Here is a 16,727-nt window from a genome sequence, read left to right as displayed (position 1 = left end):
ATAAGTAATTTAAAGGAATATCAGGAAATATATGGCAAACACATTACTCCGAAGTGGTGATATAAAAGATTTCAAGATGCTCGGGCATGATGGGAAAGCGGCTTATCTTGTTGCTTCTCAAATTCGCGAAATGTTCCGAGTCAAATTAGGGCGTCAATACTCAGATTGTTTAGCTATCCCACAACGTAATGATCAGGGTAATATTGTTGATTGGTATATCCCTTTCGATTCAGACTCACCTGATGGGGAATATGATATTGTTCCTTGGACATCGGCTAGTGAATCAGAAAAAGAATCTGCCCTAGTTTTGCTTAAAGATTTTGAAAACAAAGTTATCGAATTAGGTCAAAAATTATCCAGAAACCCCAATTTAGAAGGTGACCAACTGCTTTTTAGTCGGCTTATCTATGATCCTAAACAAAGCGCAGATAGCCTTGAACCTAATTTGATGGCGATACGCTTTCCTAGCAATCAGTTTGTTTATATTGTTAATGGCAAACCCGTTATTACTTTTTGGGGCTTTGTTAATCCGCAAACACCACAAGCGACTTCGCCATTTTATTGTTTAGAGGCCTTTAGAAGTACAGCACCCGCACCTTCTCAAAAAATACCTGTTGTTGTTAAAAAGCCTTGGTGGAAGCGTTGGTGGGTTTGGTTATTGGGATTATTACTCCTTTTATTACTATTGTTAGCGTTGCTGTGGTTAAATGGTTATTGGTTAAAACCAAGTATAACTTTAGATCCAAATGTCTCGATAGATAATAAAGTTAATTCTTCTGTTGTTAACAATGAAAAGAAAGAAGAAAAACCAGAAGAACTCAAAAAACCAGAGGATAATAAACAGGATCCTGAGGGAAAACCTAAAGAAGTTATCATAGATAACAGGCCTGTTGGTGTGGTTAATGGTGTCGTATCAAATCGGACTGTTGCTGTAGATCCTAATGCAGTGAATGTTGTTTCTACCGATTCTGCTGCTGTTGATAATTCAGCCGTACCGCCTGCTGCTCCAAACGAAACAGTAGAAAATATTGCAAATGGTGTTACAGATCCACTTCAACCTACGCCTCCTGATGCAAATAATCCTGATGATAAAGGAAATAACGGTGATCAAGGTGATCAAGGAAATAAAGGGAGTGAAGATGATAATACCCCTAATAATCCTAATTCGCCTAATGATAATAAAGATAATCAAAATGGTCAGAATAATGACGATAAAAATGCTCAAACGGCGCCACCAGATGTCGTTAATAATCCTGAGTCTAACAATTCTAATCAAGGTAATTCACCAGATACCAATGCTAATCAATCCCAAAATTTAGCTTTACCTACTGATGCATTAAAGCAAGGATCAACAAACTTTTTAAATGGTCAATGGTCAGTTGGAGCCGGTATTCAAGATAAAGCAACCGGTAAACCATTACAATTAAGTTATAATTTTAATCAAGGCAATGGTGAAGTGACGCTTACTCGTAGTGATGGCGTCAAATGTGTTGGTAAGGTCGGTAGTGGTATTCAAAACGCGAATTTAAATATTGTGGGTAATACCGAAGCTACTTGTAGTGATAATACTAAATATAAATTACCAAATATTCAGTGTAAACCTGGCAAAAATAATCAAGCTGATTGTCAGGGCGTTTATGATAACGGGACTTCATTCCCAATTACGATGAAAAAACAATAGGTTTGTATATGCTTCCAGAAATACGCAATTATGGTCAAGAAGTCACACTTATCATGAATAGTGGAATTCAGTTTCTTGATTTTGCATTAAAAATAGATTGGAAAGATAATAAATGGCGAAGTAAAGTTAATGGCTGTTTTATTGATCCATCAGAAAGCGGAGCACTAGTTAGATTAATTGAAGATATCGATAGTGGTAAATTTTTTGCGCCGGATAATCTCTCTTTTGCTGTTACGCCAACTCAAGAGATAAGTGTTGACCAATCATTAAAACTGTTTGATGGCATTTGGTTGCCGGTGCCAGTTTTAAGATCAATGCCACCAGAGCGTTTTGATAAAGGCCCGCATAACTGGAGTCGAGTTCGAATTGTTAGTATTCCAGAAGGTGAAGATTCCGATGGCAATACACACCGCATTACATTCGCCTTTGATACAAAAATTTTCAGCAATATGCAGGACGTTGCTTATTTAGCGCCGACTGAAAATGATGTCAAAACAGGAGCTGTTTTTAGTTTAGCTCATCGTTCAGATCAAGTTGCTTGGTACTTAGAGCAAAAGTGGATCACCAGTTGGTTAATTGATCTATTTCAAGAGTTAGCGCCCCAACCAGAGCGACTAAAAATTCATAAAGATGATATTGAGTTAGAAATAAATAATAAAGCTTACTATGGTCATTATTTAAATATTCTTAATTTGCTTGCTGATTCATTACAGTTACCAAAAATCAAAATTGTCTCAAATAATCGAGATGATGTGGTTAAATCAATTCCTGTTGATATGATTTTAGATGTTGGTAATTCTAGAACATGTGGAATACTAATTGAAGATCACGTTCAAGATAAAGATAGCTTAAATCGTCGCTATGAGCTTGAAATTCGGGATTTAACTCAACCTGAACATATCTATAATGAACCGTTTGAGAGCCGAGTAGAATTTGCACAAACCTTTTTTGGTAAAGAGCACTTTTCTTTACAAAGTGGACGACGTGATACTTTCCGCTGGCCTAGTATTGTACGAGTTGGAAAAGAAGCCAGTCGTTTAGCTAGTCGTCGTGAAGGGAACGAAGGTGCAACTGGGCTTTCAAGTCCAAAACGTTATTTGTGGGATCAGGAGAAGTATGAGCAAGGTTGGCGATTCAATTCTCATTATGTGAAGAGCGATCATGAACCCTTTGCAACGGCAGAGCCGTTCTCTAGCTTAATTAATGAATATGGTGAAGCACTGCATGTCCTCAGTAATGAAATTGAGGAAGAATTTGATCGTAAAATGCCTGTGTTTCATCCAAAATATTCACGTAGCTCACTAATGACATTTATGCTATGTGAAGTATTAATGCATGCTTTAATGCAAATAAATAGTGTTGCTCAGCGTAATAAGCTTGAACACGCTAGAACGCCTCGTAATTTACGTTCAATTATTCTTACTATTCCCCCAGCGATGCCAAAACCAGAACAAGCTATCTTCAAAAGCTGTGTTTATCAAGCTATCGGTTTGGTATGGAAAAGTTTAGGTTGGGATAGTTCTGACGATGATATAAATTTTAGTGATCCTGAACAATTAAAAAGTATATGGCCAAATATCCCTGAAATTTACATTCAATGGGATGAAGCGACCTGTGGTCAAGTGGTCTATCTCTTTAATGAAACCCAAAACAATTATAATGGTCGATCAGAAGAATTTATAGCTTCAATGGTCAGACCAGATAAAACCAATAAACAAAAATTAACGATTGCGACCGTTGATATTGGTGGTGGCACAACTGATTTAGTTATAAATGATTATGAACTTGATTATGGTGCTAATAAACAGCTTAGTGGCAGTAATGCTTACATTGTTCCGACACAACGTTTTCGTGATGGATTTAAAGTCGCTGGTGATGATATTTTACTTGATATTATTCAAGATACCGTTTTATCTTCGCTAAACAATGGCCTAAAACAAGCTGGGCTTGCAGATCCTAATCCGATTTTATCTACTATTATTGGTTCTCAGCAGGTATCAATACAAGATGCAGTACTGCGCCAACAATTAACTTTACAACTGTTTACGCCAGTAGGCTTGCATGTATTAAAGCTTTATGAGCTTTATGATCCATTACATGCTGAGCAGCATGTTTATAACATGACATTTAGTGAATTACTGCAAAATAATGCGATGACCGATCATGTTCTGAATTTTATTAATGAACCGATTAGTCGAGCATTAAATAATCCTGAATTTTCTGTGCTTGATCTAAATGTGGAAATTGACCTTAAACGTATTCATCACTTATTTATTCGTGGTGATTATTACAATATTTGTAAAACGTTTGATGCGTTATCTGAGATTATTAGCTGTTATCAATGTGATGTATTGTTATTAACTGGCCGTCCTTCGCGGCTGCCTGGTGTACAAAGTTATTTCCGTTCACGATTATCAATGCCAGTAGGACGTATATTACCATTACATGGTTATTATACAGGTGGATGGTATCCATTCCATAAACAAGAACGTATTGATGATCCAAAAACAACGGCTGCTGTTGGCGCTATGTTATGTTTTCTAAGTAAAAACTTAAGATTACCGAATTTCTATTTTAGATCATCGAATATGGATTTATATTCAACAGTCAAATACATTGGTTTGTTAGATAATCTAAACATGATAAAGAAAGAAAATATTTATTATCAAGATATTGATTTAGATGATCCTGATTATGATTTTCCTGACCATTCTTTCGAAATTAGAGGCACAACAAGGCTTGGTTTTAAACAGCTTGAAATCGATCGTTGGCCTGCATCACCAATTTATATTTTGACTATTGAAAATAGTGATGTGGCTAAACGGTTGAGTGCTGAGGGGGTGGTTTTAGAGGTAACTTTAGGCATTAAAAATCGACAAAAAACTGTTGAGAATTTTTATATTAAAGATGTCAAAGCTTCAGATGGACGTGCTTGTAATAAAACCAAGGATATCAAACTTAATTTAAACACAATGGTAAATTCAGGTTTAATTAGCACACAATATTGGCTTGATAGTGGAATGATAAAACGATGAAAAATTTAAATGAACAACTCCCTAAATCTTGGGAACAGGTTTATCAAGCATCAGAACAGGCAATAGAGTGGGTGAGTCAAACCCGAGATTCATCAAAGCGTTTGAACAATGAGGCTGATAATTTAATTCTAGATCTACGTCGTTTGCGTAATAGCGCAAAACGATTGGGTGATGTGTCAACCAAGTCTGTTGCAGTGGGCTTTTTTGGATTGTCGCAAGCAGGTAAATCTTATCTCATTTCAGCGTTAGCAGCGGGTGAGAATGGTAAGCTTGAAACCGTTGTCGATAATGAAATTTTAGATTTTATTGATCATGTCAATCCTGTTGGCGGTGGTAAAGAGGCAACGGGACTTGTTACACGATTTAGCCGTACCGCTAAAGGTGGCATTGCCAACTATCCGCTAGAGCTTAAACTTTTTCAAGAAATCGAAATTGTTAAAATTTTAATTAATGCATATTTTAAAGATTTTGATCAACAGAAAGTTGTGAATAAGATTGAATTTTCAGAGTTAAATCAACTTATTCAACAATCTGAAAATAAAAAACAATCTGATTATACGGGTGGTATAACTGAAGATGATATTGTTGATCTCTATGATTATTTATCTGAAAACTTTGGTAATTCACTTGAAGGTTTAAAAGGAGGGTATTGGGAGAAAGCTGTGTCTTTACTACCTTATCTTTCGACTGTAGACAGAGGTGCTTTATTCTCTGTGTTGTGGGGAGGCATAAGTGAACTCACTGCAATTTATGTGCAGTTAGCTACGACCTTGTCAAGTTTAAACCATGCTAATACTATTTATGCACCTCTTTCAGTATTGGTGAAGGAGCATGATGGTAAAAAGTCACAGATTGATAGCATAATGAATGTTGATATGCTTGAAAGGTTAAATACGGAGAAAGATTCATCTGTATCCGTTACACCACTTAATGGAATACCAACTTCGATATCATTAGCTCAATTAGCTTTTTTAACCGCAGAATTAATCTTCCCCTTAGTAAATCAAACTCGAGTACCAACTTTTGAGAAGGTCGATTTACTTGATTTTCCTGGATATCGAGGTCGATTAAATTTAATTTCTATCTCTGATGTTAAAGAAGGTAATCCAATTGCTCAACTTTTATTGCGTGGTAAAGTTGCTTATCTATTTGAGAAATATACTGATAGCCAAGAAATGAATGTTTTGGTTGTTTGTACTCCATCAGATAAACAGTCAGATGTTAATGATGTTGGTCCAGTATTAGAACGTTGGATTGATAAAACGCAAGGTGAAACTGCTGAGAAAAGAGCCACTAAAAAAGCTGGCTTACTATGGGCTATTACCATGTTTGATAAAAGAATTGGAGCATCATTACATCAATCAGAAGATAATCTAAGTAATACTTGGGGTAAAGGCGGCTTATTACAACAGACTATTTTAGAACGTTTTGGTAGCTATGATTGGTTATCCAATTGGTCAAATAATGGTAAATTTAATAATGTTTTTTTGGTTCGTAAACCTGGATTTGATGTACCGTTTTTAAATGTCGACGCCAAGGCAAATCTTGAACTATCTTATAATGATAATTATCAACAAGAAATGTCAATTTTGAAAAAGACATTTGTTGAAAATCCAGATATTAAAGAGTATGTAAGCGATCCAGACCAAGCTTGGGATGCGATGTTGAAGCTAAATGATGGTGGAATTGGTCGAATTAGTCAATATTTAGAACAAGTCGCTATTACTGAAGTTAAACAACAACGAATTGTTGAGCAACTCAATGAAAAAATAGATTATATCATCAATATGCGTTTTGATACTTGGTATCAATCGGGTAGTGATGAGGAGCTTGGTAAGAAAAAGCAAGTCATTAGTGGTGTAGTAAAAGAACTGCAAGGTAAAGCGTTATTATTAGGCGAACTACTTAAAGTTTTAGAATTGCCTGATCAAACTATTCGAGCCCTTTATCATTCAAGCCATATAAATAATGAAGTTAGCAGTACTGGTGGTGATGATATAACCGATAATTCTTCAAACGATTTTGGTTTAAATACTGAATTTGAGCTGTTCCCCGATTCTAGCTCTCCTCTAAAACCTAAAGCTGTTGCGAGTTTACCTACTGAATCAAAATTTGCGAAAAACGTATTTACTGCATGGTTGGAGCATTTAAGAAATATTGTATTAGATAAACATATATTACAATTTTTTGGACTTGAACAAAAATCACTCTCTTTTATTGTTGAAGAATTAATAACTGCCGCTAACCGTTTAAAACTTGAAGCAAGTTTAACGCAGAAAATTTTAGATATCGAAAATATGGGAAGTAAACGTGATGATCTTGAGTCTCGACAAATTAGCTCTATTCATCTCTTTTTGACCGACTTTATTGCTTGGCTTGGGTTTATTCAAGGGCAAGCAAATGAAATACCGACAAGCCGTGTTAATGAAGGTAAACCTATATTTTCTTCACCGTTGAGCCAATTTTCAAGTCAATTATCTCATCCACTTCCAGTGCTTGATGATAAGACTAAAAATTATTCTCAGTTTGCTATATTTGATTGGTTTATTGCATTTGCTGTACTGGCTCAAGAAAATGTTGGTCATCATGCTGGACGTGAAATCAGCCAAGAACAAAACTCTCAACTTGGTGAGGTTTTAACTATCTTTAAACAATCACAAATAAAATAATATGTTGTGATTATATTAGATGGTTATCATTTAATAATTATAAAATAAGGTAGCTTAAACTACCTTCTATTATGAAAGATTTATCAATTCATATTGATAACATTATAATTGTGAGATAGAGGATATCATGGCATTAAAAATTGAATTAGAAGGCTACAAGCCAGGTATTGCTAAATTTTTGGCACAAAAATGGAATGGTAGTGCTGATATTGATATGCTTATTCAACGTAACCAGGATGGTTATTATTTATCAGGTCTTAATCAGTGGGGACCAGAAAAAAATTGGCATACATTAACTAATATGTCGGTAGATAATGAGCAATTAACTGGCCAAGTTGATGAGTGGTTAGTTGACTCATTATTGTCTCAAGAAAACCGTGTTAGATTTCTTATTCAGATCCGTGATAAGCAAAATGAAAGTTATACCGATAGTGGTGTTGTTAATATTGGTGAAACAGTATTTCCATCATCTGCTCTAAATACTCAACAATCTGATGCTATAGAAGAAGATAAAATTGAGCCTGATGATATTGTTTCGAATTTTACTGAATCAGATTCTAAAGCACCTTCAGAATCTGACATTCCTCAAACTGAATTGCCTGTTGCTGAAGAAGAAAATCAGGTAATTGCCGAGCCTGAAGTTGAAATAGAAGCAGCTCCTGAGCCAGAGCCTGAACCTGTGATTACACCAGAAGAAGTTTCTACTCCACAACAAGTTAAATCAAAAAGTAAAAAGGGAATAATTATCCTAATTTTTATCACATTATTAGTTTTAGCTGGTCTAAGTGTAGCGGCATGGTATTTCTTCTTTTCAAAAGATAAGAGTCCTTTGACTGCGACAATGAATAGTCAGTGTGACGTTACAAATGCAAACAGTAATGATTTATCTTTTATTCAACAGTGTTTACAGTCAAAACCTGATACGGACGCAATAATTGAGATAATAAATCAAGCAAAACAAGCCAATAAATGTAATATCGCTCAGCGTTTATATGCTAATCAGTCTTTGCTGAATGCTAAAATTGCTTTACTTTATGCTAAAGAATATGATGAAAAATTTTATCAAGATAATCAGTGCTTTAAAATTGATAAAGGTACCGCAATTTATTGGTATGAAACATCATTGAATAATGATCCTAATAATGTTTTAGCTAAAGAACGTCTAGCTGAATTGCAAAAATAATAAGGTGCAGGTATGAAAAAAACATTAATTTCAATATTGATTATCGGATTTAGTCTTACTTGCTTACCTTTAGTTACGTCAGCTTTAGAACCATTAAAGCAAGCAGGTAAAACAACACTTTATCAGCGAGTTCTTAGTACTCCGACGTGTGAATTGAAGAAAAATATTAATGATGCTAAAGGCCAATCAGTACCTGCGTTTTCTCGTTATTATGTCTATGAACGTAAAAATGAGAATAATCAAGAATGGTTGAATGTTGGTCCAGATTCTTACGGCAATACAGTTGGTTGGATTAATAATTCATGTGCGGTTGAGTGGAATATGCAATTGACTTTAGTGTTCACAAATCCAGTTGATCGTGACCCTCTGTTATTTTTTAAAGATAAAGCCTCATTATCCTCAATTGTTGATGCGGATAATCCTGAAACGTTATTAAAACCCATTCGAGACGCACTAAAAGAGAATAAAGCCGTACCACAGATTCTGGCTCAAGAACCTAAGGAATTTGTTGATTTCAAGAATAATTTTTATTTATTACCGATTTTACAAGGTGAGGAGGTAATGAATGGGCAAGGTTTTTATGAACGAATTTTAGAGGTGGCTTCAGTTAGTAAACAACAAGCGGTGGTTAAAAGTAATAATAAACCATCTACCTCATCTTCGGATGATAATACTAACCAAGTTGCTCCATTTAAAGCTGCAATTGTGTTTGTTATTGACTCAACGATTTCGATGGATCCTTATATATCGAGAACAAAAGAGGCTGTTGAACGAGTTTATCAGCGTATTGAAAAAGAGCAGTTACAAGATCAGGTTAAATTTGGATTGGTATCCTTTCGTTCAAGCTTAAAAGCTTCGGATAAATTGGAGTTTGTCAGTAAGATATTTGTAGATCCAAATCAAGTAAAAAATAAGGAAGAATTCAAAAAACTTAGTGCCTCTCTTAAACAAGCCACGGTCTCAACAACTTATTTTGCTGAGGACTCTTACGCGGGCGTTGCACAAGCGTTAAATGATATTAATTGGAATAATTTTGGCGCTCGATATATGATTCTAATTACTGATGCAAGCGCTATTCCTGGCGATGATAAGCTTTCAAGTACAGGTATGGATGCTGCTCAATTACGACTTGAAGCACAGCATAAAGGTGTTGCAATTTATGCTTTACATTTAAAAACGCCAAGTGGTGAAAAAGATCATCAAGTGGCCGAAAAGCAATATTCTGATTTGACCTATAACGATTTTATTCATAAATCACTTTATTATCCTGTTAATGCTGGCGATGTAAATGAGTTTGGTAAAAAAGTAGATTCATTAGCTCAAGCATTATCAGAGCAAGTTAAATTAGCCTATAAAGGTGAGTCTTCAGTTGGTAATGCCCTTAATGCCAAAGATGATAATGACTCTAATATGTTAAAAGATGCTTTACTATTAGGTAAAGCAATGCAGCTAGCTTATTTAGGTGATACTAACGGCACTAAGGCTCCGTCAGTTTTTAAAGCCTGGATAGCTGATAAAGACTTTGTTAAACCGACAATTCCAACAGCAGAACCTAGAATTTTACTAACTAAATCACAATTAAGTGATTTAAGCGATATTGTAACTAAAATCGCTAATGCTGCTAATGATGGGTTAATTTCTGCCGATGATATGTTCTCACAATTACGTTCTGTTGCTGCTGCGATGGGGCAAGATCCAAGTAAATTAAAATCAGATTCAGTCACAAAAATTGCTGATTTAGGACTATTAGGTGAATATTTAGATAATATTCCGTATAAAAGTGATGTAACTAGTCTTGATCAAGAGACATGGAAAAGTATGAGTGGGATTGAACAAGAAAAATTCATACGTAATCTAAATAGTAAAGTGCGTTATTACCAAAAATGTAATGCTGATGTTGATCGTTGGATATCACTATCTGAAGGTAGTGACCCTAGAGAAAACGTTTACCCGATTCCGTTAGAAATGTTGCCATAAAATATGTTAACTATAAATAATTTGGTGATTTCTAGACCGATCGGTAAATCTTTTTTTAAGGTTTGTTTGCCTGAGCTTTCGGTGAAAGCAGGGCAAGTGGTTGTCATTAAAGGTGATAGTGGTTGCGGTAAAAGTACTTTACTTGAGATGATAGGCTTAATTCTTAAGCCAGATGAAGTCGATTGTTATAATCTTATGGTTGATAATGAAACTTATGACATTGCTAATGTGATTCATCAGAATAATATTAATCAATTAGCCAATATCCGAGCGCAATATTTGGGTTTTATGTTACAAACTGGTGGATTACTTCCATTTTTAAATATTAAAAATAATATTTTGTTATCAGCTAAAGTATTGCGAAAACCTGTTGATTATAATCGATTTGACTATTTGGTTGATAAACTTAATATTGCTCATTTATTGAATAAATATCCGAAACAACTATCTATAGGTGAAAGGCAACGGGCATCTTTTATTCGATCTATTATTCATAAACCCGCGTTATTATTAGCTGACGAGCCAACCTCTGCTCTTGATCCTTATAATGCAAATTTGTTATTTGATTTAATAATAGAACAAGCTCAACAAGATAATATTGCTGCAATGATTGTTACACATGATTGGCAAAGTATTGAAAATAAAGGGTTGTTCACTTTATCGGCAAAATTAACATCTATGCAATCGTCAGAATTTTTACCGTCCGTTATAAAGTAAGGTGTAAAATATGGATAAAGTAACATCAAAGTGGCGGTTTATTTCTCGATTATCATTGGCCGATTTATGGTATGACAAGAAAGTATCATTTTGTATTATTGCTTCAATAATATCAGTTATTACACCCTTGTTACTTTTGTTTAGTTTAAAATATGGTGTTGTTGCACAGCTACGCCATCAATTACTTAATGATCCACAAAATTTAGAAGTAAAAATTGTTGGTAATTTACAATTTGATCATTCAATGTTTGATTGGATTAAAAACCAACCTGAAACTGCATTTGTTATTCCTCTTACACGTTCATTGAATACCCAAGCAGATATGTTTAAAGATTCTGGACATTTTGTTAATAATGTTGAAGTTCTTCCAACAGCAAAAGGTGATCCGATAACCCAAAATATGCCATTGATTAGTCAAGAAAATCAAGTTTTATTGAGCGCTCTAGCTGCTGAAAAAATGCAAGCAAAAATAGGAAGCCGAGTAAAAATGGTAATCACAAGGCAACTGGATGGCAAAATTGAAAAAGGTATGACGGAATTGGATGTTATTGGCATTGTGCCTGAAACTTATTATGGACGTGCAGCCGGCTTTGTAAGTTTAGACCTTTTAATTGAAATGGAACATTTTTACGATGGTTTTCAAAGTGAAATTTTTTCAACCGGAACCGGTTTGGCTAATTCTACTTATCCTGATTCATTTGCCAGAGCGCGAATTTATGCCAATTCTCTTGATAATGTTGCGCCTTTATCATTGAAATTACGTGAAAAAAATATAGAAACTCGAACACAAGCAAATGCAATTGAAAATATGCAAGCAATTGATAAGGTACTTAGTTTTATTTTCAGCGTGATTGCTATTACCGCAATTTTTGGTTGTATATTATCCTTTAGTGGTTCATTTTTATCTAATATTGAGCGAAAGCGTAAAGATATTGCTTTTATGAGACTTATCGGATTTAAGTCTAAGGAAGTGATGTTTTATTTGCTTACTCAAGCGATGGCATTAAGTTGTTTAGCTTTTATTGTTTCATGTGTACTTTTTTTATTAGGGAATTGTACATTTAATCTGGTCTTAGGTAAAAATTTAGTTTCACAACCAATTGTAAGTCAATTACAATTTTATCATTTTATTATCGCATTTGTATTAACGTTATTTATATCATTTGTTGTTGTTGCGATAGGAGGACGAGGTGCTATTAGTATTCAACCAGCAGAAAGCCTACGCGAAGCGTAATTTTAGACCAGTTTTCTTGGCAATTGGATTAGGTTTAATTTCGAGTATAAGTTATGCTGAACCATGGGATAGTAAATTTTATAATCCCAAACCTTCAAATGATGACGTTATTTTACCTATGCCATGTGAAGGCAGTTTGGTGATGAAAAAAGTTTTTACACCAACACGTAAACTACTAGATGATGTCAAAATTGTTTTAGGTAGTAATAATAAAGAATTAGGTTTTGCTGAGTATGCGACTCCTAATTATATATCTGGTAGTTTTTCCGATGCTGGTAAGGAAAGGTATTTTCTTATTGGTAAATATGAAATTACTGCACTTCAATATCAAGCTGTTATGAATGATACTTGTCCAACCGCTAAACCTAATCTTATTTTCCCAATTACTGAAGTTAGTTGGTTTGATGCCGTTTCTTTTACTGATAAATATAATCGATGGTTACTTAATCAATCTACAGTTAAATCAATTGATGTACCTAAAGGTTATGTTCGATTACCCAGTAATACTGAATGGGAATATGCAGCACGAGGTGGGTCTAAAGTTACGGAATCGGAATTTAGAGAATCAAGATTTCCTATGACTAATAACTTAGAAAATTATGCTTGGTTCTCAGGTGCTAAATCAGCAAATGGTAAATTGCAGCTTATTGGGCGATTAGAACCTAACCCTCTTGATATCCATGATATTTTGGGTAATGCAAGTGAAATGATGTTTGATTCATTCCGTATGAATAAGCTTGATCGTTACCATGGACAACAAGGCGGTATGATTGTTCGAGGAGGCAGTTATTTAACCCCTGAATCCTCAATGACAACAGCTATTAGAACGGAAAAACCTTATTATGATGCTCAAAGTGCATATAAAAGCAAAGATGTTGGTTTTCGTTTAGTTTATACAAGTGAAGTTATTCAGTCGAATGATCTGGTAAAACAGCTCGATCAAGAATGGAACGAATTAGGTAATGGTGCTGGCATTTCGAAGAATGAGAATGTTGTCAATGAACTTGAAAAAATCACTAAACAAGTTGATGATGAAAAAACTAAAAAGGAATTAAATCAACTAAATGCCCTATTACGCAGCGCTAATCAAGCGCGAGATGAACAAAGAGATCGCTCGATTCAATCAGCACTACAATTAGGTGCTTTTCTCTGTGCTAATGTATCAGATTTGAATGATAAATTTGAATATAATAATAATCTGTATGAAACAATGACTGAAGAAATCTGTGATCCAAACGAAATAGATTCTTTAGATGATGAAAATATGTGCTCGAAAGTGAAATTAAATAATTTAAAAAATGTCTTAGATGAATCTAAAAAGGCGCGTGATTTTATACTAAAATATTATTCTGATACGATTGTAAATACTGCTACAAATTATGAAATAGACACGATTAATAATCAATCTAAACCCACACAATTTATTTTAGAAAATAGTGGTAAGGCTAATATGAGTGATTATTTAAAACTCTATTTCAAACATATTAATCAATATATTGAATCAGGGAAGATCGAGCGTTCCACTTGGCTTCAAACATGTAATGAAATAAAAGGGAAAAAATAATGAATAAACTAATAGTAACGATAACCTTATGTATCTCAATGGTTTTAACTGGTTGTCAGAATTCGGGTGGGGCAAGAACTAAAGGTGTAGATCCTACCTTAACTAAAAGTAATAGTGCTAAGTTCTTTAGTAAATCAGCATGGCAGTCTTGCGCCGTAGGTGCAGGTGTAGCTGGTGTTGGATGTTTTTTATTAGGTGGTAAAGCAGGTACTTGTATTGCGTCAGCTGCAGTGGGTTGTGGTGTAATGATGGGTGCAAATTACTATCTTGATACTAAACGTGCAGAATACGCTGATGCCGAAATGCGACTTGATGTTTATATTCAAGATGTTCAGCAAAATACGTATGAAGTTCAAGCTGTAACAGAAACAGCTAAAACTGTATTAGATAAAAATTTAGCAACACTTAAAACATTAAATAATCAAATTAAGTCACAAACAGTGAATAAAACCGAAGCTAAACGTGATTTAACTCAAATTGATGCTAACATTGCTTATTTAACAGATAAATTATCTCGTATGAAAAAAGTTGAAAGAGATTGGATATCAATTTCTGCTCAAGAACGACGATCAGGCGTAAACGTTTCAAAACTTGATAAACAAATTAACCAATTACATAAACAAATTGCTGTGCTTGAAAAGCAAGTCAACCTTGTTACTCAGCAACGCTCAGCAGTGAAGGTAAGCTAATATGAAAAAGATTTCACTTATTTTATTACTAAGCTCGCTCGTTTTTTTGAGTGGTTGTTCAACAACGCCAGAACAGTGCGATCCAACCAATACAAACATTGGTATTTTGGACAAAATTAGCTGTAATTATTCTGGTAATTATCAAGCTCGTATTGATAAGAAAGAACAAATATTAGAAAACGAGAAAAGAGCTAATGCGCAGTTTAGAGAAATTTACGCAACTATTGAGAGACAGAAAAACTCTACATCACTGAGTGTTAAACAAAAACAAGCTCAATTACAAAAATTAAAAACTGAGTTAACTCAGTTAACCAATGAGGTCAAAGCAAAAGCTAAAAATCGTAATGATCTTCAAGCTCAAGTTAAAGACATTGAACAGCAGATGAATAAAGTTAATAATTCAAATGCATCTGACATTGAAAAACAAGTTGAGTTAGATAAGTTAAATAAAAAGCTTCAAAGATTACAAAAAGCGTTAAATATTTAACAATGATTTGATATTGATTAACTAAAAAATTTGTTGAACATAGGGAAATAAAGAAACAATGCAGCGAATAACAAGAATTATATTTGATAATGGTGATCCTAATAAAGCGTCTTTGTTAGAACAATATAATTCTTTGTTAGCATTGTTAAAAAGAAATTTAACAGAGCGGACGTTTTCAATTTTAGGTATTCCTAAGTTAATTGATAATAATCAATATGTTGGTTGGTATAGTAATCTTGAAGGTCAACCTGTCTTACTTAGTAATATTGAAAACGAGGAACATAAAAAGCAGATTGAAAAAACGCTATATACTCGGATTAATGACATTGAATTAGCGATTAAAACGATGTCATTAACAATCGAAGAACAAACTTTAATAACAACCTGGTTGCCGAGAATTAAAAGTTTGGGTAATACAATTTATGTTATCAACGATGATCCGGTTATAGTTAATACTTTTGAAGAACCTATTTTACCTAAATCTCCTATAACACCACCGGTAGTTCCACCAAAATCATTTTGGCGGTGGTGGTATTTCTTGTTGCTTGCCTTATTTTTAATTGGATTGCTTGGTTTACTTTGGTACTTCTTCTGTCCATATGGAAAAGAAAAAATACCTGAGCAAATAATTGCTCAAAATGTAGAAGAACATAAAACGGAACCAACTCCAATAGTTGAACCACCAAAAGAGCCTGAAATAAAATCTGTACCAGAAGATGTTAAACCAGAACCGGTTCCTGAACCTATTCCTGAACCTGCACCTGCACCTGCACCAGTAGAAAAAGCAAAAGATTGTGTACCTAAAGAAGAAGTGCTCAATAATAAAGACGCACCTAAAATGGTTTTGATTTTCGATAATTCAGCTTCCATGACAATTACCTTAATGGAGTCACAAGCAAGTATTAATAAGTTTTTAAAAGCTAATTTTTATTCAATGACTCGGAAAGAAGCTGAAGCTTATGAAAAGCGGATGACCCGTTTACCTAATCGTTTATCAAAAAGCAAAGAAGTTGCAGTAACAAGTATTGATAAAATACAACAAAATATCGATATTTCACTTGTGACATTAACAAGCTGTCCGGCAGCACAAACAACACCATTTTATTCTTATCAAAATAGAGAAAAACTAAAAAATAAAATTAAACGATTGCGTCCTTTAGACTATAACAGTGCAACACCATTATACAGTGGTGTTAAACAGGCGAGTAAACTCCTTGATGGCGTTAATCGTGATGATTATATTTTAATTATCAGCGATGGTGAGGATAATTGTACTCGTGCTAATATTTGTACCCTTGCTACTAAAATTGCAGCAGAAAAACCACGTTTAAAAATAAATATTGTTGATATAGCTGGGCAACATAAAATAGATTGTGTTGCAAAAAGAACGGGGGGAAATGTTTATATAGCTAAAAGTCCAACAGAGCTTATTAATCAAATGAATAATGCAGTTTCAAACATGAATATTAGTAAGCCTATTTGCGAATAAAA

General features: G+C 34.2%; 11 protein-coding genes. All 11 read left to right on the top strand.

The window, feature by feature from the left end; all coding sequences use genetic code 11:
- Positions 1-31 precede the first annotated feature (31 nt).
- Positions 32-1,681, top strand: coding sequence for an SrfA family protein (locus GYM76_RS09085; protein WP_220225277.1), 1,650 nt, complete (start codon positions 32-34; stop codon positions 1,679-1,681).
- Between the two features lie 8 nt (positions 1,682-1,689).
- On the top strand, positions 1,690-4,716 hold the full coding sequence (locus tag GYM76_RS09080) for a virulence factor SrfB (RefSeq protein ID WP_220225276.1): 3,027 nt from the start codon (positions 1,690-1,692) through the stop codon (positions 4,714-4,716).
- Positions 4,713-7,385: a putative virulence factor gene (locus tag GYM76_RS09075; protein WP_220225275.1), complete on the top strand. Its 2,673-nt coding sequence runs from the start codon at positions 4,713-4,715 to the stop codon at positions 7,383-7,385. The genes GYM76_RS09080 and GYM76_RS09075 overlap by 4 nt, the downstream gene beginning before the upstream one ends.
- Positions 7,386-7,512: 127 nt before the next feature.
- A complete protein-coding gene (locus tag GYM76_RS09070; protein ID WP_220225274.1) occupies positions 7,513-8,568 on the top strand; it encodes a hypothetical protein in 1,056 nt (351 codons plus the stop codon).
- A 12-nt stretch (positions 8,569-8,580) separates the two neighbouring features.
- Positions 8,581-10,545: a vWA domain-containing protein gene (locus GYM76_RS09065; protein WP_065734941.1), complete on the top strand. Its 1,965-nt coding sequence runs from the start codon at positions 8,581-8,583 to the stop codon at positions 10,543-10,545.
- Positions 10,546-10,548: 3 nt separating this feature from the next.
- On the top strand, positions 10,549-11,262 hold the full coding sequence (locus tag GYM76_RS09060) for an ABC transporter ATP-binding protein (RefSeq protein ID WP_220225273.1): 714 nt from the start codon (positions 10,549-10,551) through the stop codon (positions 11,260-11,262).
- A gap of 10 nt (positions 11,263-11,272) precedes the next feature.
- The gene (locus GYM76_RS09055) at positions 11,273-12,496 is read left to right on the top strand and encodes an ABC transporter permease (RefSeq protein ID WP_220225272.1); all 1,224 of its coding nucleotides are present in this window, start codon (positions 11,273-11,275) and stop codon (positions 12,494-12,496) included.
- Between the two features lie 118 nt (positions 12,497-12,614).
- On the top strand, positions 12,615-14,060 hold the full coding sequence (locus tag GYM76_RS09050; RefSeq protein ID WP_370632632.1) for an SUMF1/EgtB/PvdO family nonheme iron enzyme: 1,446 nt from the start codon (positions 12,615-12,617) through the stop codon (positions 14,058-14,060).
- Positions 14,060-14,749 carry a hypothetical protein gene (locus GYM76_RS09045; RefSeq protein WP_065562892.1) on the top strand — a complete coding sequence of 230 codons (690 nt, stop codon included), beginning with the start codon at positions 14,060-14,062 and terminating at the stop codon, positions 14,747-14,749. The genes GYM76_RS09050 and GYM76_RS09045 overlap by 1 nt, the downstream gene beginning before the upstream one ends.
- A 1-nt stretch (position 14,750) precedes the next feature.
- Complete coding sequence (locus GYM76_RS09040) at positions 14,751-15,236, top strand: hypothetical protein (RefSeq protein WP_065562891.1); 486 nt, start codon at positions 14,751-14,753, stop codon at positions 15,234-15,236.
- Positions 15,237-15,294: 58 nt separating this feature from the next.
- Positions 15,295-16,725, top strand: a complete 1,431-nt coding sequence (locus tag GYM76_RS09035; RefSeq protein WP_220225270.1) for a VWA domain-containing protein — start codon at positions 15,295-15,297, stop codon at positions 16,723-16,725.
- The last annotated feature ends 2 nt before the right edge of the window (positions 16,726-16,727 follow it).

Source organism: Gilliamella sp. ESL0443 (assembly GCF_019469165.1).
In the GTDB taxonomy this organism is placed as follows: Bacteria; Pseudomonadota; Gammaproteobacteria; order Enterobacterales; family Orbaceae; genus Gilliamella; species Gilliamella apicola_E.
This window is presented reverse-complemented; position numbering and strand designations above follow the sequence as displayed.

Bases quoted from the DNA above. Each gene is read 5' to 3' on its own strand.
- GYM76_RS09055 (WP_220225272.1), top strand. From the start codon at position 11,273: ATGGATAAAGTAACATCAAAGTGGCGGTTTATTTCTCGATTATCATTG.
- GYM76_RS09050 (WP_370632632.1), top strand. From the start codon at position 12,615: ATGCCATGTGAAGGCAGTTTGGTGATGAAAAAAGTTTTTACACCAACA.
- GYM76_RS09075 (WP_220225275.1), top strand. From the start codon at position 4,713: ATGAAAAATTTAAATGAACAACTCCCTAAATCTTGGGAACAGGTTTAT.
- GYM76_RS09060 (WP_220225273.1), top strand. From the start codon at position 10,549: ATGTTAACTATAAATAATTTGGTGATTTCTAGACCGATCGGTAAATCT.
- GYM76_RS09070 (WP_220225274.1), top strand. From the start codon at position 7,513: ATGGCATTAAAAATTGAATTAGAAGGCTACAAGCCAGGTATTGCTAAA.
- GYM76_RS09065 (WP_065734941.1), top strand. From the start codon at position 8,581: ATGAAAAAAACATTAATTTCAATATTGATTATCGGATTTAGTCTTACT.
- GYM76_RS09035 (WP_220225270.1), top strand. From the start codon at position 15,295: ATGCAGCGAATAACAAGAATTATATTTGATAATGGTGATCCTAATAAA.
- GYM76_RS09085 (WP_220225277.1), top strand. From the start codon at position 32: ATGGCAAACACATTACTCCGAAGTGGTGATATAAAAGATTTCAAGATG.
- GYM76_RS09080 (WP_220225276.1), top strand. From the start codon at position 1,690: ATGCTTCCAGAAATACGCAATTATGGTCAAGAAGTCACACTTATCATG.
- GYM76_RS09045 (WP_065562892.1), top strand. From the start codon at position 14,060: ATGAATAAACTAATAGTAACGATAACCTTATGTATCTCAATGGTTTTA.
- GYM76_RS09040 (WP_065562891.1), top strand. From the start codon at position 14,751: ATGAAAAAGATTTCACTTATTTTATTACTAAGCTCGCTCGTTTTTTTG.